11 protein-coding genes and 1 pseudogene are annotated in these 19,306 nt (G+C 76.0%); 5 read left to right on the forward strand and 7 right to left on the reverse strand.

The window, feature by feature from the left end:
* The first annotated feature begins 296 nt into the window (after positions 1 to 296).
* Both ABZ861_RS30840 and ABZ861_RS30845 read left to right on the forward strand, forming a co-directional pair.
* Positions 297 to 2,483, forward strand: coding sequence for an MMPL family transporter (locus ABZ861_RS30840; RefSeq protein WP_361637128.1), 2,187 nt, complete (start codon positions 297 to 299; stop codon positions 2,481 to 2,483).
* A gap of 754 nt (positions 2,484 to 3,237) precedes the next feature.
* Positions 3,238 to 5,907: an FAD/NAD(P)-binding protein gene (locus tag ABZ861_RS30845; RefSeq protein ID WP_361637131.1), complete on the forward strand. Its 2,670-nt coding sequence runs from the start codon at positions 3,238 to 3,240 to the stop codon at positions 5,905 to 5,907.
* Positions 5,908 to 6,198: 291 nt separating this feature from the next.
* Here the strand turns inward: ABZ861_RS30845 and ABZ861_RS30850 are convergent, their stop codons facing one another.
* The 7 genes from ABZ861_RS30850 to ABZ861_RS30880 form a co-directional block, all read right to left on the reverse strand.
* The gene (locus tag ABZ861_RS30850) at positions 6,199 to 7,245 is read right to left on the reverse strand and encodes a C45 family peptidase (protein WP_361637133.1); all 1,047 of its coding nucleotides are present in this window, start codon (positions 7,243 to 7,245) and stop codon (positions 6,199 to 6,201) included.
* Positions 7,242 to 7,847 carry a GNAT family protein gene (locus tag ABZ861_RS30855; RefSeq protein ID WP_361637136.1) on the reverse strand — a complete coding sequence of 202 codons (606 nt, stop codon included), beginning with the start codon at positions 7,845 to 7,847 and terminating at the stop codon, positions 7,242 to 7,244. The genes ABZ861_RS30850 and ABZ861_RS30855 overlap by 4 nt, the downstream gene beginning before the upstream one ends.
* 78 nt (positions 7,848 to 7,925) lie before the next feature.
* The gene (gene purB / locus ABZ861_RS30860) at positions 7,926 to 9,212 is read right to left on the reverse strand and encodes an adenylosuccinate lyase (RefSeq protein WP_361637139.1); all 1,287 of its coding nucleotides are present in this window, start codon (positions 9,210 to 9,212) and stop codon (positions 7,926 to 7,928) included.
* A 127-nt stretch (positions 9,213 to 9,339) separates the two neighbouring features.
* Complete coding sequence (locus tag ABZ861_RS30865; RefSeq protein ID WP_361637142.1) at positions 9,340 to 10,854, reverse strand: glutamine synthetase family protein; 1,515 nt, start codon at positions 10,852 to 10,854, stop codon at positions 9,340 to 9,342.
* Between the two features lie 3 nt (positions 10,855 to 10,857).
* The gene (locus tag ABZ861_RS30870) at positions 10,858 to 11,670 is read right to left on the reverse strand and encodes a hypothetical protein (protein WP_361637144.1); all 813 of its coding nucleotides are present in this window, start codon (positions 11,668 to 11,670) and stop codon (positions 10,858 to 10,860) included.
* A 180-nt stretch (positions 11,671 to 11,850) separates the two neighbouring features.
* Entirely contained in the window at positions 11,851 to 13,776 is a 1,926-nt protein-coding gene (locus ABZ861_RS30875; protein ID WP_361637147.1) for a hypothetical protein, read from the reverse strand.
* Positions 13,773 to 14,102: a 4Fe-4S dicluster-binding protein gene (locus ABZ861_RS30880; protein ID WP_361637150.1), complete on the reverse strand. Its 330-nt coding sequence runs from the start codon at positions 14,100 to 14,102 to the stop codon at positions 13,773 to 13,775. The genes ABZ861_RS30875 and ABZ861_RS30880 overlap by 4 nt, the downstream gene beginning before the upstream one ends.
* An 875-nt stretch (positions 14,103 to 14,977) precedes the next feature.
* Between ABZ861_RS30880 and ABZ861_RS30885 the strand changes: the two genes are divergently transcribed.
* The 3 genes and pseudogenes from ABZ861_RS30885 to ABZ861_RS30895 form a co-directional block, all read left to right on the forward strand.
* Complete coding sequence (locus tag ABZ861_RS30885; RefSeq protein WP_361637153.1) at positions 14,978 to 15,892, forward strand: SDR family oxidoreductase; 915 nt, start codon at positions 14,978 to 14,980, stop codon at positions 15,890 to 15,892.
* Positions 15,893 to 17,184: 1,292 nt separating this feature from the next.
* On the forward strand, positions 17,185 to 18,687 hold the full coding sequence (locus ABZ861_RS30890; RefSeq protein WP_361637156.1) for a helix-turn-helix domain-containing protein: 1,503 nt from the start codon (positions 17,185 to 17,187) through the stop codon (positions 18,685 to 18,687).
* A gap of 401 nt (positions 18,688 to 19,088) precedes the next feature.
* Positions 19,089 to 19,306 (forward strand): annotated as a pseudogene (locus tag ABZ861_RS30895) (hypothetical protein); the annotation flags it as partial.

Consider the following 19,306-nt stretch of genomic DNA (forward strand, 5'->3'; position numbering starts at 1 on the left):
GCCCCTGTCCCCCCGCCGACCAGCGCCGACGCGGCGCATCGCCCCGGCCTGCGCGAGCGGCGCCCGTCCGACGGCCGGACACGCGGACTCCTCCGCGCGCGCTCCCCGCCCGACGCCGCCGGGCCCGTGTGAGGAATCAGCCAGAAATCGGGCCGTCGACGGGCGCGGCAACCGCGGTTCCGGCCAACTCCAGGGGCGCTCCATCGGGGCTCCACCGCCCAGGTGAAGAACCCTTTGTGTAAGGCAGTCCCGTACGAGCCCCCGCTCCACGGCTCCTGACCCTCAGTGAGAGTCACATGACGACCCAGATCCCGGCACCACCCCCCACAGAAACGGACCTCCCGCCCGCTCCCTCTCCCACCGTCGCGAGCCGCTACGCCGCCTTCGTCGCCGGCCGGCGCTCCAAGTGGGTCGTGCTTGTGCTGTGGCTCCTGCTCATGGGCGTCGGCGGCTCGCTGGCCGCCGGCCTGGCGGACGTGCAGAACAACGACCCGGAGACCTGGCTGCCCTCCAGCGCCCAGTCGACCAAGGCCGTGCAGCTCGCGGAGAAGTACTTCGCCGACAAGGACTCCAGCACCGCGGTCATCGTCTACGCCCGCGCGGGCGGCCTCACCCCGGCCGACCTGTCCAAGATCGCCGGCGACCGCGCCCGCCTCGCCGACGAGGTGGCCGTCGGCGACGTCTCGCCCGCCGCGGTCTCCCAGGACAAGGTCGCGGCCTTCGTGAGCCTGCCGCTGCGCACCTCGCCCAGCGACGTCAGCGTGCTCACCGACAAGGTGAAGGAGGCCGGCAAGCTCACCGCCGCCGGCGCACCCGCCGGACTCGACGTCAAGATCACCGGCGAGGCCGGAAGCGTCGCGGACTTCGCCGACGTCTACTCCGGCATGGACGGCGCGCTGCTGGGCGTCGCGCTCGCCGTGGTCGCGCTGCTGCTGCTCGTCACCTACCGCAGCCCGGTGCTGTGGCTGATCCCGCTGATCGCCGTCGGCCTGGCCGGCCAGGTGGCGAGCGGCGTGGTCTACCTCCTCGCCAAGCACGCCGGTCTGCTGGTCAACGGGCAGAGCGCCTACGTCCTGATGGTGCTGGCGGTGGGCGTGGGCACCGACTACGCCCTGCTGCTCATCTCCCGCTACCGGGAGGAGCTGCACCGGCACGAGGACCGTCACACGGCGATGGCGCTGGCCGTGCACGGCTCGCTGCCGGCCCTGGCCGCCTCCGCCGCGACGGTGACGATCGCGACGCTGTGCCTGGCGTTCGGCAGCATGAACAGCACCAAGGGTCTGGGACCGGTCGTCGCCATCGGCGTGGTCCTGGTGTTCTTCGCCATGACCTCGCTGCTGCCGGCGCTGCTGGTGATCCTGGGCCGCTGGGTGTTCTGGCCCGTGAAGCCGCGCGTCACCGAGGGGTACGACCCCAGCTCGGGCCAGGGGCACGGCACGTGGGCCCGGATCGCCGGGGCCGTGGCGCGCCGCCCCCGCGCGGTGTGGATCGGCACGGCGCTGGTGCTGGGCGCCATGGCGCTGGGCATCGCCGGCGTGCACACCGGCCAGACGCAGGCGGAGCAGTTCACCGGCAAGGTCGGCTCCGTCACCGGCCAGCAGGTCCTGGCCGCGCACTTCCCGGCGGGCTCGTCCGCTCCCGCGGACGTCTACGTCCCCGACGCCGGCGCGCAGGCGGCGGCGGCCGCCGTCGCCAAGGCGCCCGGCGTGTCCTCCGTGCACGCCCAGGCGGCCAAGGGCGGCTGGACGCACCTGACCGCGGTGCTGCGCGACGCTCCCGACTCCGCGGCCGCCAAGGACACCGTCCGCGACGTCAGGGCGGCGCTGGACGGCGTGAGAGGGCCGGCCTCCAGCGCGGTCGTCGGGGGGCAGAGCGCGGTGGCGCTCGACGTCGCACAGGCGCAGAGCGACGAGGAGCGACTGCTGATCCCGCTGATCCTCGCGGTGGTGCTGGTGATGCTCCTCGTCCTGCTGCGGGCGGTCGTCGCCTCGGCGATGCTGCTCGTCTCCGCGGTGCTGTCGTTCGCGGCGGCCGTCGGCGCGGCCTCGCTCCTGTTCCACGCTCTCGACCACGCGAGGATCGACCGCGGCCTGGTGCTGTTCGGCTTCATCTTCCTCGTCGCACTGGGCGTCGACTACACCATCTTCCTGATGACGCGCGCCCGGGAAGAGGTCGCGCTGCGCGGCCACCGCGAGGGAGTCCTCGCCGCGGTGACGGTGACCGGCGGCGTCATCACCTCGGCGGGCGTGGTGCTGGCCGCCACGTTCTGCGTCCTCGCGGCCGTCCCCACGGTGAGCGCGCTCCAGCAGGGCCTGCTGGTGGCGGTCGGCATCCTCCTGGACACGTTCCTGGTGCGCAGTCTGCTGGTCCCGGCACTGGCCCTGGACCTGGGGCCGCGCATCTGGCGGCCGGGCCTCACCGACCCGGAGACGGCCCCGCAGCAGTCCGCGAGCGGCCGGGCGGAGGCGCCGGCCGCCGTCTGAGTCCGCGGGTGCGGCCTCGCGGGCCGCTCCGCGAGGTGACCGCGGTGCACCGGTACGGCAAGGTCCGCGCCGCGGCCTCGCGGGCCGCTCGACGAGCCGGCCCGCGGCTTCGCCCGGCACGACGCAGGCGGCCGTTCCTCACGCTCCGGGGCCTCAAGCCCCAGAGCGCCGAGGAGCGGCCGCCTGCGTGCGCGCGCCCCCGCCCGCCACAGGCCGCCCGCCCGCGTGACGCGCCCCGCGGCCCCCTTCAGACCGGGCGGACGCCGCCCTCGACGGCCGGGCGGATGCCGCCTCGACGGCCGGGCCCGTGCGCCCACCCCCCCCGGGCCCGTGCGCTCGACGGCTGGGCCCGCGCGCCTGACGCCCGGCCCGCGCGCCTGACGCCCGGCCCTGCGCTCGACAGCGGCCCTGCGCCCGACGGCGCCCCCCCCCGAAGCCCGCCGCGGCGACCCGCCGCGGCCCCGGATCCGGCTGACGGTCGGGCCCGTGCGCCCGACGCCCGCCCCTGCGCTCGACGCCCGCCCCTGCGCTCGACGCCCGGCCCTGCGCCCGACGGCGCCCCCCCGAAGCCCGCCGCGGCGATCCGCCGCGGCCGCGGATCCGGTCGACGGCGAGCGGTCTTTGAGCAGTCCTCGAGCGGCGGATGGGATTCCTCTACTGACGGCTTTTCCTGCTCAGTCGGTCGGAAAAGCGCGCACGACCCGAAGGCGGAGCCCCGTCCCACCGGCCCCGCCCCTCACTGCCGGAGGAATACGTGAGTCCACTCCGTGAGCGGTACACGGTGGCCGTCGTCGGTGCGGGTGCGGCCGGCACGTTGACCGCCGTCCACCTCTGTGAGACGGCCGCGCGCCGCCGAACCCCCGTCGACCTGGTCATCGTCGACCCGGCCCCCGAAGCGGGCCGCGGCGCCGCCTACGCCACCCGCGACCCCCGGCACCGCCTCAACGTGCCCGCGGGCGGCATGAGCGGCTACCCCGACGACCCCGGCCACTTCACCCGGTGGCTCTGCCGCCGCGGCGAACCCACCGTCACCGCCGCCGACTTCGCGACCCGCTACCGCTACGGCGCCTACCTCGCCGACACGCTCGCCCAGGCCATCGTCCGCGCGCACGGCACCGTGTCCGTACGCCGGCTGACCACCCGCGTCGAGCACGTCGCCGGCGCCCCGGACGGCCGTGTGACCCTCCGGCTCGCCGACGGCACGCGACTCGCCGCCGACAGCGCGGTCCTGGCCACCGGACCCGCCGCGGCGACCGCGGCCTGGGCCCCCGCGCGGCTGCGCACCGCCGCCCGCTTCATCGCCGCGCCCTGGGACAGCGGCGCGCTGGAGGGCCCCCTCGCCGACGACAGCGACGTCCTCCTCGTCGGCAGCGGCCTGACCTCCGTCGACCTCGCCCTCACCCTCGACCGCCCCGGCCGCACGGTGCACGCCCTCTCCCGCAACGGCCTGCTGCCCCAGCCGCACACCCTGACCCCGGCCGGCCCCCTGCCCGCCCCCGAAGGCATCCACGACGCCTCCTACGAGCAGTTGCGCCGCATCGTCTACGGCCACGTCGCCCGCTCCGTGCGCCTGCACGGCGACTGGCGCCCCGCGCTCGACAGCCTGCGCCCGCACACCGCGGACCTGTGGCGCCGCCTCACCCCCGAGGACCGCCGCGCGTTCCTCGCCCGCGACGGCGCGTTGTGGAACACCCACCGCCACCGCATGGCGCCCGCCGCCGGCGAGTTCGTCCGGCGCGCCCGCACCGCGCGCCGCCTGGCCGTCCACGCCGGCACGGTCGCCCGCGCCGACGTCCGCGCCGACGGATCGCTGGACGTCGGGCTCTCCGGCGGCCGCGACCTGCACGTGGGCTGGGTCCTGGACTGCACGGGGCCGGGCCCGCGCCTGGAGGACCCCGTGTGGCGCTCCCTGTTCGACGCCGGCGCCGCGGCGCCCGGCCCGCTCGGCATGGGCGTCGCCACCCGCGACGGGCGCCTCGTCGACGCGGAAGGGGCCGCCGCGCTGCCCCTGTACACCCTCGGCGCCCCGCGCCGCGGCGAACTGTGGGAGACCACCGCCATCCCCGAGATCCGCGTCCAGGCGGCCGCCCTCGCCCAGGAGCTGCTCGCGCCGCTCGCCCCCCGGCGGCGCACCGCGCGCCGTCCGCTCGACGGGCACGGCCTCGCCCTGTCCACCCACGCCGAGGCGGCCGCCGCCTACCGCACCGGGCTCGACCGGATCCTGAAGGTCCGCTCGGGCGCCGAGGACTCCCTGCGCCGCGCCGTCGCCCTCGACCCCGGCTTCGCCCTCGGGCACGCGGCCCTCGCCCTGCTGGGACACGAGTGCGGGGCCGCCGTCGACGTGCCCCGCGCCCTGGCGGAGGCGCAGCGCTGCGCCCGGGAGCGGGCGTGCGAACGCGAGCGCTCCTTCGTGGAGGTCGTCACCCGCCGCGTCCACGCGGACGACGGCGACGCGGCCCTCATACGGCACGTGGAGCACCACCCGGCCGACACCCTCGCCCTCGCCGTCGCCGTGCCCACCATCGCCTTCTCCGGCGTCGACGACCTCGACGACGCCTACGCGCTGCGCCTCGTGGAGCGCACCTCCCGCGCCTACGACGGGCACTGGTTCCACACCTCCCTGCTGGCGTTCCTGCGCCAGGAGCAGGGCCGCCTGCACGAGGCCGGCGAACTCGCCCGCCGCGCGCTGGCCGCCGAGCCCGCCTCCGGGCACGCCGTGCACGCCCTCGCCCACGTCCACTACGAGACCGGCGCGCACGGCGCGGGCCGCGACTGGCTGGAGCGGTGGGTCGCCGGGCGGGGCCGCGGCGCCGTGCACCGGGCCCACTTCTCCTGGCACATCGCCCTGCACGAACTGGCCCTCGACGACCCCGCCGCCGTGCGCAAGCGCTGGTTCGCCCAGCTCGCCCCGGGCCGGGTGACCGGCGTACGGGCCCTGGTGGACTCGGGGTCGCTGCTGTGGCGCGCCCGGCTCAGCGACAGTTGGCGCGGCGACCTGCCCGCCGCGGACATCCTGGACGCGGTGGAGGCGGAGATCCTGGAACGGCCCGCGACCGCCTTCACCGCCCTGCACTGCGCCGTCACCCTCACCGCCGTCGGCGACCTGGCCGCCCTGCGCCGGCTGCGCGACCACGCGGCGGCCGCCGACGAGGTCCAGCGCGAGGTCATCGCCCCCCTATGCGAGGCGTTCGCCGCGCTCGTCGAGGAACGCTTCCGGGACGCCGCCCGCGGCCTCGACGCGCTCCTGCCCGTCCTGCGCCGGGTCGGCGGAAGCGCGGCGCAGCGCGAGGTCGTCGAGGAGACCCTGCTGTACGCGCTGACGGCCGACGGCCGCTGCGAGGCGGCGGCCCGCCTGCTGGACGCCCGCCTGGAGCGCACGCACGCCCCCCGGGACCGGCGGATGCGGGCGCGCCTGCCCGCCTGAGCACGACGGCGTCCCCGCACGCATGCGGGGCCGTACGGCCGCACCGCGCGCCGCCGCGTTCGCGGCCGCGCGCCGCATCCGGCGCACCGGCCTCTCCCGGGCGTCGCCGCCCACGACGAGGACGCGGCGGCCGGAGCCCGCCGCCGGGCGCGCGCAGGCGCCCGGGAGCGGGCTCCGGCGTCCGTTCCTCACCCGCCGTCCGCCGACCGGCCGCCCACATGACCGGCCACGGATCAGACGCGTGACCGGCCACGAATCAGACGCGTGACCGGCCACGGACCAGACGCGGGATCAGACGCGGAACACCTGCGTCGGCGCCAGGTTCGGGTTCCCGGGCCGCAGGTGCATCTCCCCGGCGGCGGGCAGCAGGACGACGGCGGCCACCGTGCGCTCCAGGGCGATGTCGCCCTGGTCGGCGATGCACAGCGGCGCCTCGCACAGCAAGGCGAAGTGCTCCTCCGGGCCCGCGTCGGGCGCGAGCGCGGCCAGACCCGCGGCGGCGGCCGCGGCGCGGGCGTCGGAGGAGATCCGGTCGGACGCGCTCTGCCGGTCCCGGGCGGTGAAGTCCGGGTGCAGGTAGTGGTTGGCGTGCACGGCCCACCGCCGCGCCGGCTCCGTCGCCCGCAGCCGGCCCCGCTGGAGCTCGGCGAAGACGACCTTCTCCCGGTCGCACAGCATCATCGCGCGCGAGCTGGACAGCTCCAGACCGGCGAGGACCTCCAGCGCCTCGTCCACGCTCCCGGCGCTGTCGAGCAGGTGCCGGACGGCCAGGTACGGCGGCACGCCTGGGCGCCACTCGCCGTCGGTGACCAGGTTCAGCCCGATGGCCAGGCCGTCGCTGTTGAGGCCCATGAAGCACAGCAGGCCGGCGAAGCTCAGCGCCAGCACGCGGCGCGGCGAGCCGGCCCTGTCGACGTGCACGACGGCGACGTTCCGGTCCAGGTCCGCGTTCTGGTCGACCGTCTGCGCCAGCACCGGCGGCCCGCCGGGCGCCGCCCGCGCGTACGCCGTGCAGTCCCCGGCCGCGGGCACGCCGCGGCGGCCCATGACCTCGCGGCGCAACTGGAGCAGCCAGGCCTCGTCCTCGGTGATGCCCGCGCCCTCGGCGAGCCCGGCCACCTCCTCGGCGAGGTCCGGCAGCCGGACGGTGGTCTCCGCCCGGTAGAGGGCGATCGAGGGCAGCAGCTCTGTCAGCGACACGGGCCGCGCGGTCAGGTGGTTCAGGCGGGCCAGGCCGTCGTCGAGGAAGGCCCGCAGCGGGGCGGCGACCGCCGCCCCGTGCGCCCGGCCGATCTCCCGGGGCGCGCCCGCGGCCCGGACGAAGGCGGCGCCGCTCACGCCGACGCGGCCTTCCCCGGGCCGCTCTCCAGGCGCGCGCGCACCCCGGGCCACTCGGCCTTCAGGATGCTGTAGAAGACCGCGTCGCGGCGGCGGCCGCCCGGCATGTAGTTGAAGCTGCGCAGCGTGCCCTCCTCGGTGGCGCCGATGTTGCGCAGCCCCTTGCGGGCCTGCTCGTTGAGGACGTCGGTCTTGAACTCCACCCGCTCGGCCTCCAGCACCTCGAAGCAGTGCCGCAGCAGCAGGGACTTCGCCCAGTGGTTGACGCCCCGGCCGCGGAAGTCGCGGCCGAGCCACGAGGCGCCGATCTCCAGCCGGCGGTCCTTCTCGGCGAAGCCGAGCAGGCTCATGCTGCCCGCGACGCGGCCGCTGTCCTTGTCCCTGATCACGTAGACGGCGCGGCGGCCCGCGGCGTGCTCGGCGAGGTTGGAGTCGAAGAAGCCCTCGTAGTCGGCGTCGTCGCCGACGACGACGGTGAAGTAGCGCCAGATGTCCGGGTCGAGGGCGACGGCGCGGACGCCCTCGCGGTCGGCCTCGGCGATCGGGGTGAGCACGACGTGCTCGTTCTCCAGGACGGCGGCGGCTTTCTCGGACCAGCTCATGGCGCGCACTCCGTGGTGACGTAGGGAAAGGGGGGCGGCGGGGGCGGGCGGCGCGCGGGCCGCCGCTTCCCGGCGAGTTCAGTCTGTCCGCGCGCGCAGCCTCTCCAGCCGCGCGCGGATCACGTGGTGGTGGGCGAGGAAGTCCTCGGGCTTCAGGGCGCCCAGGTCGATCCCGCCCCTGGCGAGCGCGTCGCCGAAGTGCTCCCCGGTGGCGAGGGTGTGCTTGGCCGCCGCCTGCACCGAGCGGTAGGCGTGCTCGCGCTCCACGCCCTCGGACAGCAGCCGGGCCAGGACGGAGGAGCTGTAGACGAGGCCGTCGGTCTGGTCGATGTGGGCGCGCATGCGGCCCGTGTGAACGGTCAGGCCCTCGATCAGGTCCGCCATCCCCGTGACCTGGAAGTGGGCCACGGCGAAGGCGTCCGGGATGATCACCTTCTCGACCGGCTGGTGGGCCAGGTCCCGCTCGTGCCACAGGGCCACGTTCTCCAGGGCCGCGTCCGCGTACCCGCGCAGCAGCCGCGCCAGCCCGCACAGCAGCTCGCTGCCGGTCGGGTTGTGCTTGTGCGGCATGGCGCTGGAGCCCTGGTAGCCGGCGCTCCGGCCCTCCTCGACCTCACGGACCTCGGTGCGCTGCAACAGCCGCATCTCCAGCGCGATCTGCTCCACGCAGGCACCCAGGACGGCCACCGCCTGGAGCAGTTGCGCGTGCCGGTCGCGGGCGACGACCTGGGTGGGGCAGGGCTCGACGCCCAGGCCCAGCTCCCGGCACACGTACTCCTCGACGTAGGGGTCGATCAGCGCGTACGTGCCCACCGAGCCGGAGACGGTGCCCACGGCCGCCTCCGCGCGGGCCGCGGCCAGCCGGGTCAGCGACCGGTCGACGGCGAAGGCGAACCCGGCGAGCTTGTGGCCGAACGTGGTGGGCTCGGCGTGCACCCCGTGGGTGCGGCCCGCCATCGGGGCGTCCCACTGCTCGACGGCCCGCTCGACCAGCACCCGGCGCAGCCGCTTCGCGGCGTCCGTCAGCAGGTCGGCGGCCCGGCCCAGGAGGTGGCCGGCCGCCGTGTCCACCAGGTCGTAGCTGGTCATGCCCAGGTGCACCCAACGGGCCGACTCCGCCGGCATGTTCTCGCAGAACGCCGCGAGGAAGGACAGCGTCTCGTGGTCGCGGTCCTTCTGCAGCTCCGCGATCCGCGCGGGCAGCGGCACCGGGGCGCGGCGCATGTCCTCGACGGCCTCGGCGGGCACGACGCCCAGCCGCGCCTGCGCCTCGGAGGCGAGGATCTCGACGCGGACGTACGTCTCGAAGCGGGTCTCGTCGCAGAAGAGGTCCGCCATCTGGGGGAGGGTGAAGCGGGGGATCATCGGCCAGCCTTCGTCTCGGCGAGGGAGGTGGAGAGAGGTGGGGGGAGGGGGAGCGCGGGGCCGTCGCAGGGGGGCGGGGCGTCGCAGGACGGGGGAGGAAACGGGGGAGTCCGGCGGCGGGGCGGGCTCAGAACACCGCGAAATACTCGCGCTGCTCCCACTCGGTGACCCGCCCCGGCGCGGGCCGGTGCGTCAGGGCCCAGGCCTCGTACCGCCGCGCCTCGCTCTCCTTGAGCTTGGCCAGGCACGCGGCCAGCGGCGCGCCCAGCACCTGGGCGGCCCGGCCGGCCCGGAAGGACTCCAGAGCCTCGCGCAGCGACTGCGGCACGGCGTCGGGCGCGGCGTCCGCGCCCGCGCCGCGCCCCGAGGCGCGCGGGGGGCGGCCCGCCTCCAGCCCGTCGAGCCCGGCGTGGAGCTGGGCCGCGATCATGAGGTAGGGGTTGGCGCACGGCTCGCCGACGCGGTTCTCGACGTGCGCGCCCGCGCCGCGGCCGACGACCCGGATCATCGCCGTGCGGTCCTCCAGGCTCAGGCCCGCGCGGGTGGGCGAGAGCGCGTGCTGGACGCCCAGCCGCCGGTAGCCGTTCACCGTGGGGACCGACAGCAGGAACAGCTCGCGCGTCCACGCCAGCAGACCGTCGGCGTACGCCTTGCTGTGGGGCGACAGCCCCTCGGACAGGCCCTCGGCGCTGAACAGGTTGCGGCCCGTCGCGCTCTCCAGCAGCGACTGGTTCAGGTGCCAGCCGCTGGGGTCGGCGCCCGCGATCGCCGGCTGGGACATGAACGAGGCGTGGTGGCCGCGCCGGGCGCACCACTGCTTGGCGAACGCGCGGAACAGCAGCATCGCGTCGGCGGCGTCCAGCGCCGACAAGGGGTCGAACGTGGTCTCCACCTGGCCGGGGCCCATCTCGTGCTCCATCGACCGCAGCGGCAGCCCGAGGGCGAGCAGGTCCAGCGCGAGGGGGTCGGTCAGCGGGGCCACCGTGTCGTAGGCGGCGTCCAGGTTGAACTGGTAGCCCGCGTTCATCGCGGCCACCCGCGGCGCCGGGCCCTGCAAGCCGAAGCCGTTGCCCTCGTTGCCCGGGTCGTCGTCGAGGCGGCGGGTCAGGTACCACTCGACCTCCAGGCCGAGCGCCGGCGTCAGGCCCCGGTCGGCGTACCGGGCCAGCACCCGGTGCAGCGCGTGCCGCGAGGACAGCGGGTGCGGGGCGCCGTCGCGCAGGTACTCGTCGCCGATCACCCAGGCGGTGCGCGGCCCCGTGCCGGGCAGCTCCTGGAAGGTCAGCGGGTCCGGCGCCAGCACGAAGTTGCCCAGGCCCGCGATCTCCTCGACGCCGACGCCGCTCTCGCCGCGGTAGTCGACGGCCGTCGTGCAGGCGGTGTCCTTCAGGAACGGGCCGGGGCTGTAGTTCATGCCGTTGCGCAGCACGCCGCGGAAGGCGCGCGCGGTGAGCGTCTTGGAGCGCACCAGTCCGTGCGGGTCGCCGTACGCGAGACGGACGAAGTCGAGCTCGTCGAGACGGGCCTCGGCGCGCTCGGCGGCGGCGCGCTGGGCGTCGCTCCACAGCCCGTGGTCGGCGACGAACGACGGGCTGCCGACGCTGCCCTCGGCGACGGGGGTCGACCATGACCTGGACAACATGGCTCAGTGCGTCCTTTCGGCGAGGGATGCGAGGCAGGGAGCGGCCGCGGGCGGCCGCGGCGCCGGACCGGCCTCCGGGCGGGCGGCCGCGCCGAGGACCAGGCCGCCGCCTACGGGCCCGACGAGCTGGATCCCGGCGAGCGGCCCCGACCGGGCCGGACGGCCCCGTGCGGAGACGGCGGTTCGACCCGTCACGCCGGAGGCGCGCACGGACGGCGCCGCGCGGCCGCCCGCGCCGCCGCTCCGGCCGTACTCGGCCACGATCGTCTCGCCGACGCCGACAGGGACGGCCACTGCGACGACCACGGCCACTGCGACGCCGACGACCACGGCCACTGCGACGGCCACGCCGACGACCACGGCTACGGCGACGGGGACGGGGACGACCATGCCGACGGCGACGGCGACGGCGACGGCGACGGCGACGGCGACGGCGACGGCCACGCCGACGGCCACGGGGACGGTGACGGCCACGCCGCTGGCCGCGCGCGGCCGCGCCGCGCTCGGCGCGTCCGCCGCCGCCCGGTCCTCGGGCGGCGGGGAGCGGCGCGCGGCGGGCAGGCCCCCGGTCCGCACCGGGTCCTCGACGGACGCCGTCGCCCCGGGGAGCGGCCGCGCGTCCCGGGCCGCGGCGCCGAGCCGCGCACCGGCCGCCCCGGCGGCGCGCGGGGCTTCGTCCCCCGCCCCCGACACGGGCGCGCCCGGGTACGGCCCCCGGTCGCGGACGGCGGTCGGGACGGACGGGACGCGTCCGGTGACGGAGGTCTCCCTGCGGCGGGGGCGCTCAAGCGTCTCCAGGATGCCGGAGGCGGTCAACGAGTCTCCTCAAGGCGGCGGTTCGGCGGCTTCCAGGAGATCCGCGGCCGCTCGCGCCGCGGTGGACCCGGGACCGCGCGGACCGGGGGGATGCGGTCCGCGCGGCCCCGGGAGCCGGGGCCGGCGGCGGCCGGCGGGGCCGGGTCCGCGGGGCGTCAGCGGACCGGGGTCCGCGGGGCGTCAGCGGGCCGGGGTTCGCGCGGGTTCCGCGCCGGCCTCCCCGGCCGGGGCGCCGGTGACGGTCCTCCAGTGCCAGGCCGAGTCGAAGGCCGTGACCTCGGCCTGCTCCCCCTGCTCGGCGAGCGCCGCCGCCCGGCCGGTCATCCGGGCGATGAACCCCGCCGTCCGGTGCGCGGCGAGCATCTCCTGCTCGGTGTACGGCTCGCCGTCGGCGCGCACGATGCGCAGGTCGATGAACCCGTTGAAGTGCCGTCCGCACACCTGGACCGGCTGGGGGCTGCGGATCGTGAAGCGCACCGAGTGGTTGACGTGCCCGTGGTGGTGCTGGTCGGAGTAGTGGGCGATGTCGGGGAGGGTGGGCGGGATGAAGTGGTCCCGGTCCAGGACCTCCTGGGTCCGCGGCAGGTTGCCGGCGATGAAGTGCCAGGAGTTGTACTGCATGCGCGAGGACATCGCCCAGGCGGTGTCGGCGAGCGCGGCGAGCGAGTCGCCGCAGTGCCGCCGGGCCTCCTGCGCGGGGACCACGCAGCAGAAGAAGTCGGTGATGCCCCAGGCGGCGATCTCGTCCCAGGCCTGCGCGCGCAGCGCGCGGACCAGCTCCGGCAGCGACCGGATGCCCCGGCTCATCGCGAAGTCGGCCCTGAACGCGGCGGTGGCGGCGGCGACCGCCTCGTACACGACCGCCTCCAGGCCGGTGCCGAACCCGCCGTGGGGGCGGGCCAGCCAGGCCGGGTCCAGGCCGTCGGCGGGCTCCAGCTCCGCGAGGCAGTCGCCGGCCACCGGCAGGGCGGCGCGCAGACGGTCGGCTATCTGCCGGTCCAGGGCGGCCGCCGCCTCCCCGTAGGGGGCCGCGACCTTCTCCACCTTGTGGATCAGGGCGCCGTGGATCTCCCGGTAGAGCTGGACGCTGCGGGCCACGTCGGGGCGGGCAGCGCCCAGGCCCCCGGCCAGCGCCGTCAGCTCCTCGACGGAGGCGTCGGCCGCGGCGGCGACGCGTTCCTCGCCCAGGGCCGCGTTGTAGTTGCGGCGGGCGTGCTCCAGCAGCCGGCCCACGTTGGCGAGGCTGAGCTGCATGCCGTTGGCCTCCTCGATCCGGCCGGCGCCCGCCGAGCGGATCAGCAGGCCGATGCCCACGACCATGAGCGCGTCGTGGTCCGACCACAGCTCCAGCGGCAGCCCGGTGAGGCTGGACAGCGCGCAGTCGGGGTGGCCCGGCCACAGCGTCTTGCCCGTGACGGTGTTGGCGTCGCGGAAGTTCGTGTACTGCTTGTCCTCGACGTAGAGGACGAACGGCGCGGTGCGCTGCGCGGCCTCGGTCAGCCGCGCCAGCAGCGCGTCCCGGCCCCGCGCGCCCTGCGCGTCCAGCCAGCGGCGGCTGTCGGCGGCGCCCCTGGCGAAGGCCGCGTGCGCGGCGTCCGCCTCGGCCCGGTACGCGCTCAGGTGCGCCTCGGTCCACGGCACGCGCAGCACGCCGGCGACGAGCCGGTGCTGCTTGGCCAGCGGCTGCTGCGAGGGGACGCGGACGACGACCCGGCCGCCGGCGGTGAGGCCGACCTCGCCCAGGAACGCGCTGGGCGCGCCCTCCTCGGCGACGGCCTCGGGCGCGCTCTCGCCCGGCCAGGTCAGCCCGGCCACGACCTTGAGCGCGGCGGCGTCCGCGGTGCGCAGACCGCCGAGCTGCACCTCGGCGGGGACGTGCCCGTCGAGGGTGAGCAGGACGTCCAGGGCCGAGCGCAGGTCGGCGGCGTCGCAGGCCTTCTGCCAGGTGCGGGCGAGCAGACCGGGGAAGCCGGCGTCCTCCTCGCGCACCCGGTCGGGCTTGGGCGTGGCGCCGGCCGCCAGGCCCAGGCGGCTGGGCCGGCGGCTCTGGCGCTTGCGGGCGTTGACGGCGCGACGGGAGGCGCCGCGGTCCACGGGCGCGGTCATGCGGCGCCGTCCCCGGTGAGCGCGATGTGGTTCCACATCGCGTCCTCGGTGGGCGTCCAGTCCTCGTCGACGTAGATGCAGTCGACGGGGCACTCCAGGACGCAGGAGGGGCAGCCGGAGCACAGCTCGGGGACGATCACGACGTCGAGCCCGCGGTCGAAGATCGCGCCGAACGTCTCCGGACAGCTCCGCAGGCAGGTGTCGCAGGTGATGCACTCGGACGTCTCGATGCGGCGCGGGGGCTTGGTCCAGTTGTCGGCGCGGCTGCGGGTGGCGATCCGCAGGGCCCGCCCGGACGGCGCAGCCGAGGGAGCGTTGTTTTCCACGGGCATGAGACCCCTTTGACGTCGTATCGATCACACCTCGAACGGACGTCCCCGAGCGTGCCGGGCCCTTCTCGACCGGCTCCTGAACACGGGTGGGGGACGACTGGAGCCCCCCGCCCCCGCCGGCGCGCCGGACGCCGCGACCGGGGGGACGTCCCACGGAGGAGCGGGAGCCTCTGGCCCGGCTCTTCGACGAACAGCGCGGCCGCCTGGAAGACACAGCCTGTCGGCGCCCGCCAGCCCGCCGGACGCCACGACCGGGGAACGGCCCACGGACGAGCGGGAGTTCCCCGCCCTGCCCTTCGACGAGCAGCGCGCCCGCCAGCGGCACACGGCCCGCCGCACCTGTCGGCACCCGCCGGCGCGCCGGACGCCACGACCGGGGGAGGGTCCATGGACGAGCGGGAGTCTCTGGCCCGGCCCTTCGACGAGCAGCGCGGCCGCCTGCGGGACACGGCCCGCCGCACCTGTCGGCGCCCGCCAGCGCGCCGGACGCCACGACCGGGGGAGGGGGGTCCATGGACGAGCGGGAGTTCCCCGCCCGGCCCTTCGACGAACAGTGCGGCCGCCTGCGGGACACGGCCCGCCGCCCGCCGGGCAGGGTGCCGCACGCCGGGCAGGGTGCCGGACGCCGGGCAGGGCGCCGGAGGCCGACGCCGCCGCGACCGAGGCGCGGCGCCGCCCGCCCGGGACCGCGCCACGGCGGCCCGTGCCCGCCATCCGGCCACCACCCGCGGCGCCGCCCGCCCGGGACCGCGCCCGCGCCCGCGCCGGGGCCCGAGACCGGCGCCGGGCCCGAGGAAAACCGTCCCCGCCCCGCCCGCGCTGTCCTAGAGTCGCGAACTCACGGGACGCACTCGGGAAGGCGGGGCGGCATGGGCGGCACGAGCGGCGTGAGCGGGTCCGCGTCCGACCCCGCCGCGGCCGGCGCCGACCGCCCTGCGGCGATCCCCCTCCGCTCACCGCACCCCGAGAGCCTCCCCGGGGCCACCGTCGTGGTCGTCGGGGGCAGTTCGGGCATCGGCCTGGCCGCCGCCCGCCTCTTGGCCCGGCTCGGCGCCCGCCCCGTGCTCGTCGGCCGTGCCGCGGGCCGCCTCCAGGCCGCCGCCGCGTACCTCCTCGGGGAGGCCCCCGCCGCCGAGGTGCGCACGTACGTGTCCGACGTACGCGACGAGGACCGGCTCGGCGCCCTCTTCGACGGCCTCGGCGCCGTGGACCACGTCCTGGTCACCGCCGGGGGCGTGACCCGCGGCGCGCTCACCGAGACCGACCGCGAGCGCGTGGCCGACAGCGTCGAGGGCCGGCTCTGGGGCGGCTACGCCGTCGCCCGGGTCGCCGCGCCGCGCCTCGCGCCCGGCGCCTCGATCACGTACCTGTCCGGCGTCTACGTGGTGCGCCCCGCACCGGGCGGCGCCGCCGTGATCGCCGCGGCCGCCGCCGTCGAGGGGCTCGCCAAGGCCCTCGCCGTGGAGCTCGCGCCCCGCAGGATCCGAGTCAACGCGGTGCGCTCGGGCACGGTCGACACCCCGATGCTGCGCCGCCGGCTGCTCCCGCCCCGCCCGCCCGCGCCGGGCGGACACGCGCCGGGCGGACACGTGCCGGACCGCGAGGACCCTGCGCGGCTCGGGGGAGCGGCGGGCGACGCCGCGGTGGCCGCCGCGGGCCGCGGCATGCCGCTGGGCCGCTACGGCACGGCCGAGGAGGTGGCCGCCGCGGTCCTCTTCCTCATGGGCAACTCCTATGCCACCGGCGCCGTGCTCACCGTCGACGGCGGCCAGTCGCTGATGTGACGGGACGGCAGGCGCGGTCCCCTGCGACCGGGACCTTTGCCGCCGTTGTGACGGAGCAGCGATCTTCGGGGGTCGGGCTGCTTTAGTCTGGCGTCCTGTCTTCGAGGTGGGATCGGGGACGGCGGATGCGGCCGTGTTCGGGTGCGGTGAGTTGAGCGGCGTGTCGGCCCAGACGATCGAGGACAACGGCGAGTTGATCAGTGCGACGGGTGAAGCTGTCGCGTGGAGTGAGCCTTTGCGGATGTCCGGGGGCCTGGCGCCAGGACTCGGGGACGCCGAGGAAGCATGCGGCTGCCTCGAACAGCATGCCGGTGGCCGTCTGGGGGAGTGGGACCGCGGCGGAGCGTCGGAAGTTCACGCTGCGTCCCAGGAACGGCTCGGAAGGGTTCATGCCCGCGGCGGTGAACCAGTCGTCGGGCAGCCGTCGCGGGATGTGCTCGGGCAGGTGACCGCGGTTGCGGGCCGGAGGAGCCGGTCGGCGGGCCCGTCGCCAGGCGGGCAGCAGGGCGGGCTCCTCGTGGGTTCCGCCGAGGGCGGGGAGGTGGCAGGCCGGACAGGTGCGTCCACCGGCCGCGCCGACCCGCGCCCGACTGCGACGGAGGAGGCTGTGGCGCCGCTGCGGCGGCCGAGTATCGTGCACGTCGGCCCCGGCTCGGGTCCCACCGGCCGACTACCGCGACGAACGCCAGATCTGTGACGCGGCGCGTTCTCCGATGGCGGCGTCTGCGGGGGCTGTCGGCGTCTGCGCCGAGGCGGATCGACGCCGGCCGCCACGGTGCGGTGGCCGCCCAAGCGGCGACGTGGGTGAAGTCGGCGGATCGAGGCCGGGTCGGCGCCCGTAGGCTCTCGCCGACCAGCGGTGAGCTGACTGGGTTCGGGAGCACGGGTGTTCGGCCGGCACCGGCGCCCCTGCGACGTCGGCGGAGAGAAGAGGGAGGGCGAGGAGATGCCGACCTTCGGGTACTTGTTCTCCGAGCGGCCAGAGCTGAGGCTGCGTTTCCTGAACCCCGCGCATGCCCAGAGGTATGCGCACGTCCGGGTGACCGAGGTGGCGGTGCTGCCCCTGGTCCCGCCCACCGTCACACCGAGGAGCCCCCTCGCGCCGGGGACGCTCGCGTTGGTGAGCCTGACCGGCGATCTCGACGAGCAAGGGGCGGCCGCCCTGGAGAGCCTGCTGCGCTACCTGAGAGGACGTCGGGCCAGCGGGCTCGTGGTGCAAGCGCTCGGACACGTCCCCGACGTCCCCCCCCAGGGCGCGAGCGCTGGCCGAACGCCTGGAGATACCGCTCCTGTTGACCACCGCGGGCCCGCGGTGGGCCGAGGTCAACGAGCACTTGCGGCGTCAACGGACGCGATTGGCCGAACGCCGGGTCGAGCAGCTCGACGGGCTGCTGAGCACTCTGCCCAGTCGGCTGGCCAACCCCGATGCGGTGCGGCGCATCGTGACCTGGCTGGCTGAGGCCCTCGACGCGGACGTGGTCCTGCACTCCGCGGACCGAGGGCTCATGGCCTGCTCCCCGGACGGCGCCGCCAACCTGGCGCTGCCGGCGGCGGCTGGGTCGCCGTCTGCCGACGGCGTGCAGCAGCGGATGGTCCAGATCCATGGCACGACCGACGCGACCGTGCTGGCAGTGGCCTCTCACCGGCCGGTCGAGGACGCGTCGGGACGGCTGATCCAGCACGCGGCCAAAGTGCTCGGCCTGTGCGAGCAGGCCCGAGAGGACCACTACGCGGCCGTCTTGGCGCCCCGAGCGGTGAGCCAGGCGGCCACCCAACTCCTCCTGAGCGGTCAGGCCGTCACCGGCCAGGTCGTGGCCGGCACGATCTCCCGACGGCTGATGGACACCGACGAGGTCGTGGTCCGGGTCATCGACACCGGCGCCCAGCGGCGGGAGCCGACCCTCGCACTGTGCGAGCGGACCCTGCACGGGCAGGCGTTGGTGTCCCCGTGCCCGGGCAAAGACCAGCAGATCATCGTCATTACCCCCGCCCCGCGCGATGCAGACGTGCAGTCCACTCTGCGAACGATCATCGGCAGCCACGGCTGGCTGCTGATGGGCGAGAGCGTCCCGCACGCGCTCACGGCCAGCGGCGCCGGATACGCCGAGGCCGCGGAGGCGGTGCGCACGGCGGCTCGCTCCCCGGAGCGCATCGGCGTCGGCGCGGAGCCGAAGGTGGCGCCGCTCCTGCCGCGGCGCGAGGCCCGGGCCTGGGCGACGTCGCTCCTCGCCCCGCTTCTGGAGGCGCCGGAGCACGAGACCCTTCTGCACTCGCTGCCCACCGGACTGGCCTTCAAGGGAACCGAGGCGGCCAGGGGCTTGCAGGTCCACCGCAACACGCTGCGTCGCCGACTCGATCGGGCTTCGCATCTGCTCGGCCTGGACCTCGATCGGCTCGCCGACCGCGTCCTGGTCCTTCTGGCCCTCAACGTGCTCGCGCTGCCCGCGCCGTCGAGCGCCGTCGAAGGCGGCCGGCCTCCTACGCTCGCCGACCTCCTGAGGGGCCCAGACGTCTCCGAGTGGGCCCGTCACCGGCTTCGCGCCGTGCAGTCCGATCACCCCAGCCTGCTCCCGACCGTGCGCGTGTGGCTGGAGAAGAACCTCTCGGTGAGGGAGACCGCTCAGGCGATGGGCCTGTCCGCCTCCACGGTGCGAGCCCACACGACCAGGGCCGCGCATCTGCTCGGCATGGATGCCTCGACCGCCTTCGTCAGCGTCCACGACACCGACGTGGTAAGCGTCGCCGACGTCTACATCGCCGTCCATCTCCTCACGGGCGAACCGCGGCTCGCGTAGGCGAAGCCGGCTCTCCGTTCCGCGGGGCCTCCGGCCCTCGGCCAGAGCCCCGTATGCCGCGTCCCCCGGACGCCTCCTCCTGGCCGTGTCTCCGGAGTCCTCACCCTTCAGCGGCACAGGCCAGGGAGAGAGCCCCCGCGTGCGCAGCGAGGCGGCGGGCGCGGACGCCTGACACGGCGCGGGTCTGCGGCTCGCGCGGCGTGTGCACTTCGCCGACCGTCGCGCCGTCGTTGTGCACCGTCGGCGTCCGGACTGTGCACATCGACGAGCCGACCCCGGCAGGTGGTGCACTTGTGCGATGGCTCAAGTCTCCGCCTCCTGCCTACCGTGTGGCTCGTCCGCCCGGAGCATCTGGATCTCCGCGCGAAGTGCTATTCAAGTGAGCTACCGATGGAGACGTCATGGGGATCAGCCACTTCAAGACGAAGATGACAGCCTGCGCTGCGTCGTTCGCTGCGATAACGGCAGTGCTGGCGACCGCGAGTCCGGCGAACGCGGCGGGGGGCAATGTCACGGACAACTGCGACGTCCCGTGGATTAACTGTTCATACGGCGATTTATGGCTGTTCTACAACTCAAAGGACATTGCCGTCCAGGGCGGCTACATCAAGTCGGCGTA

Source organism: Streptomyces sp. NPDC046985, from assembly GCF_040644415.1.
Classification (GTDB): Bacteria; Actinomycetota; Actinomycetes; order Streptomycetales; family Streptomycetaceae; genus Streptomyces.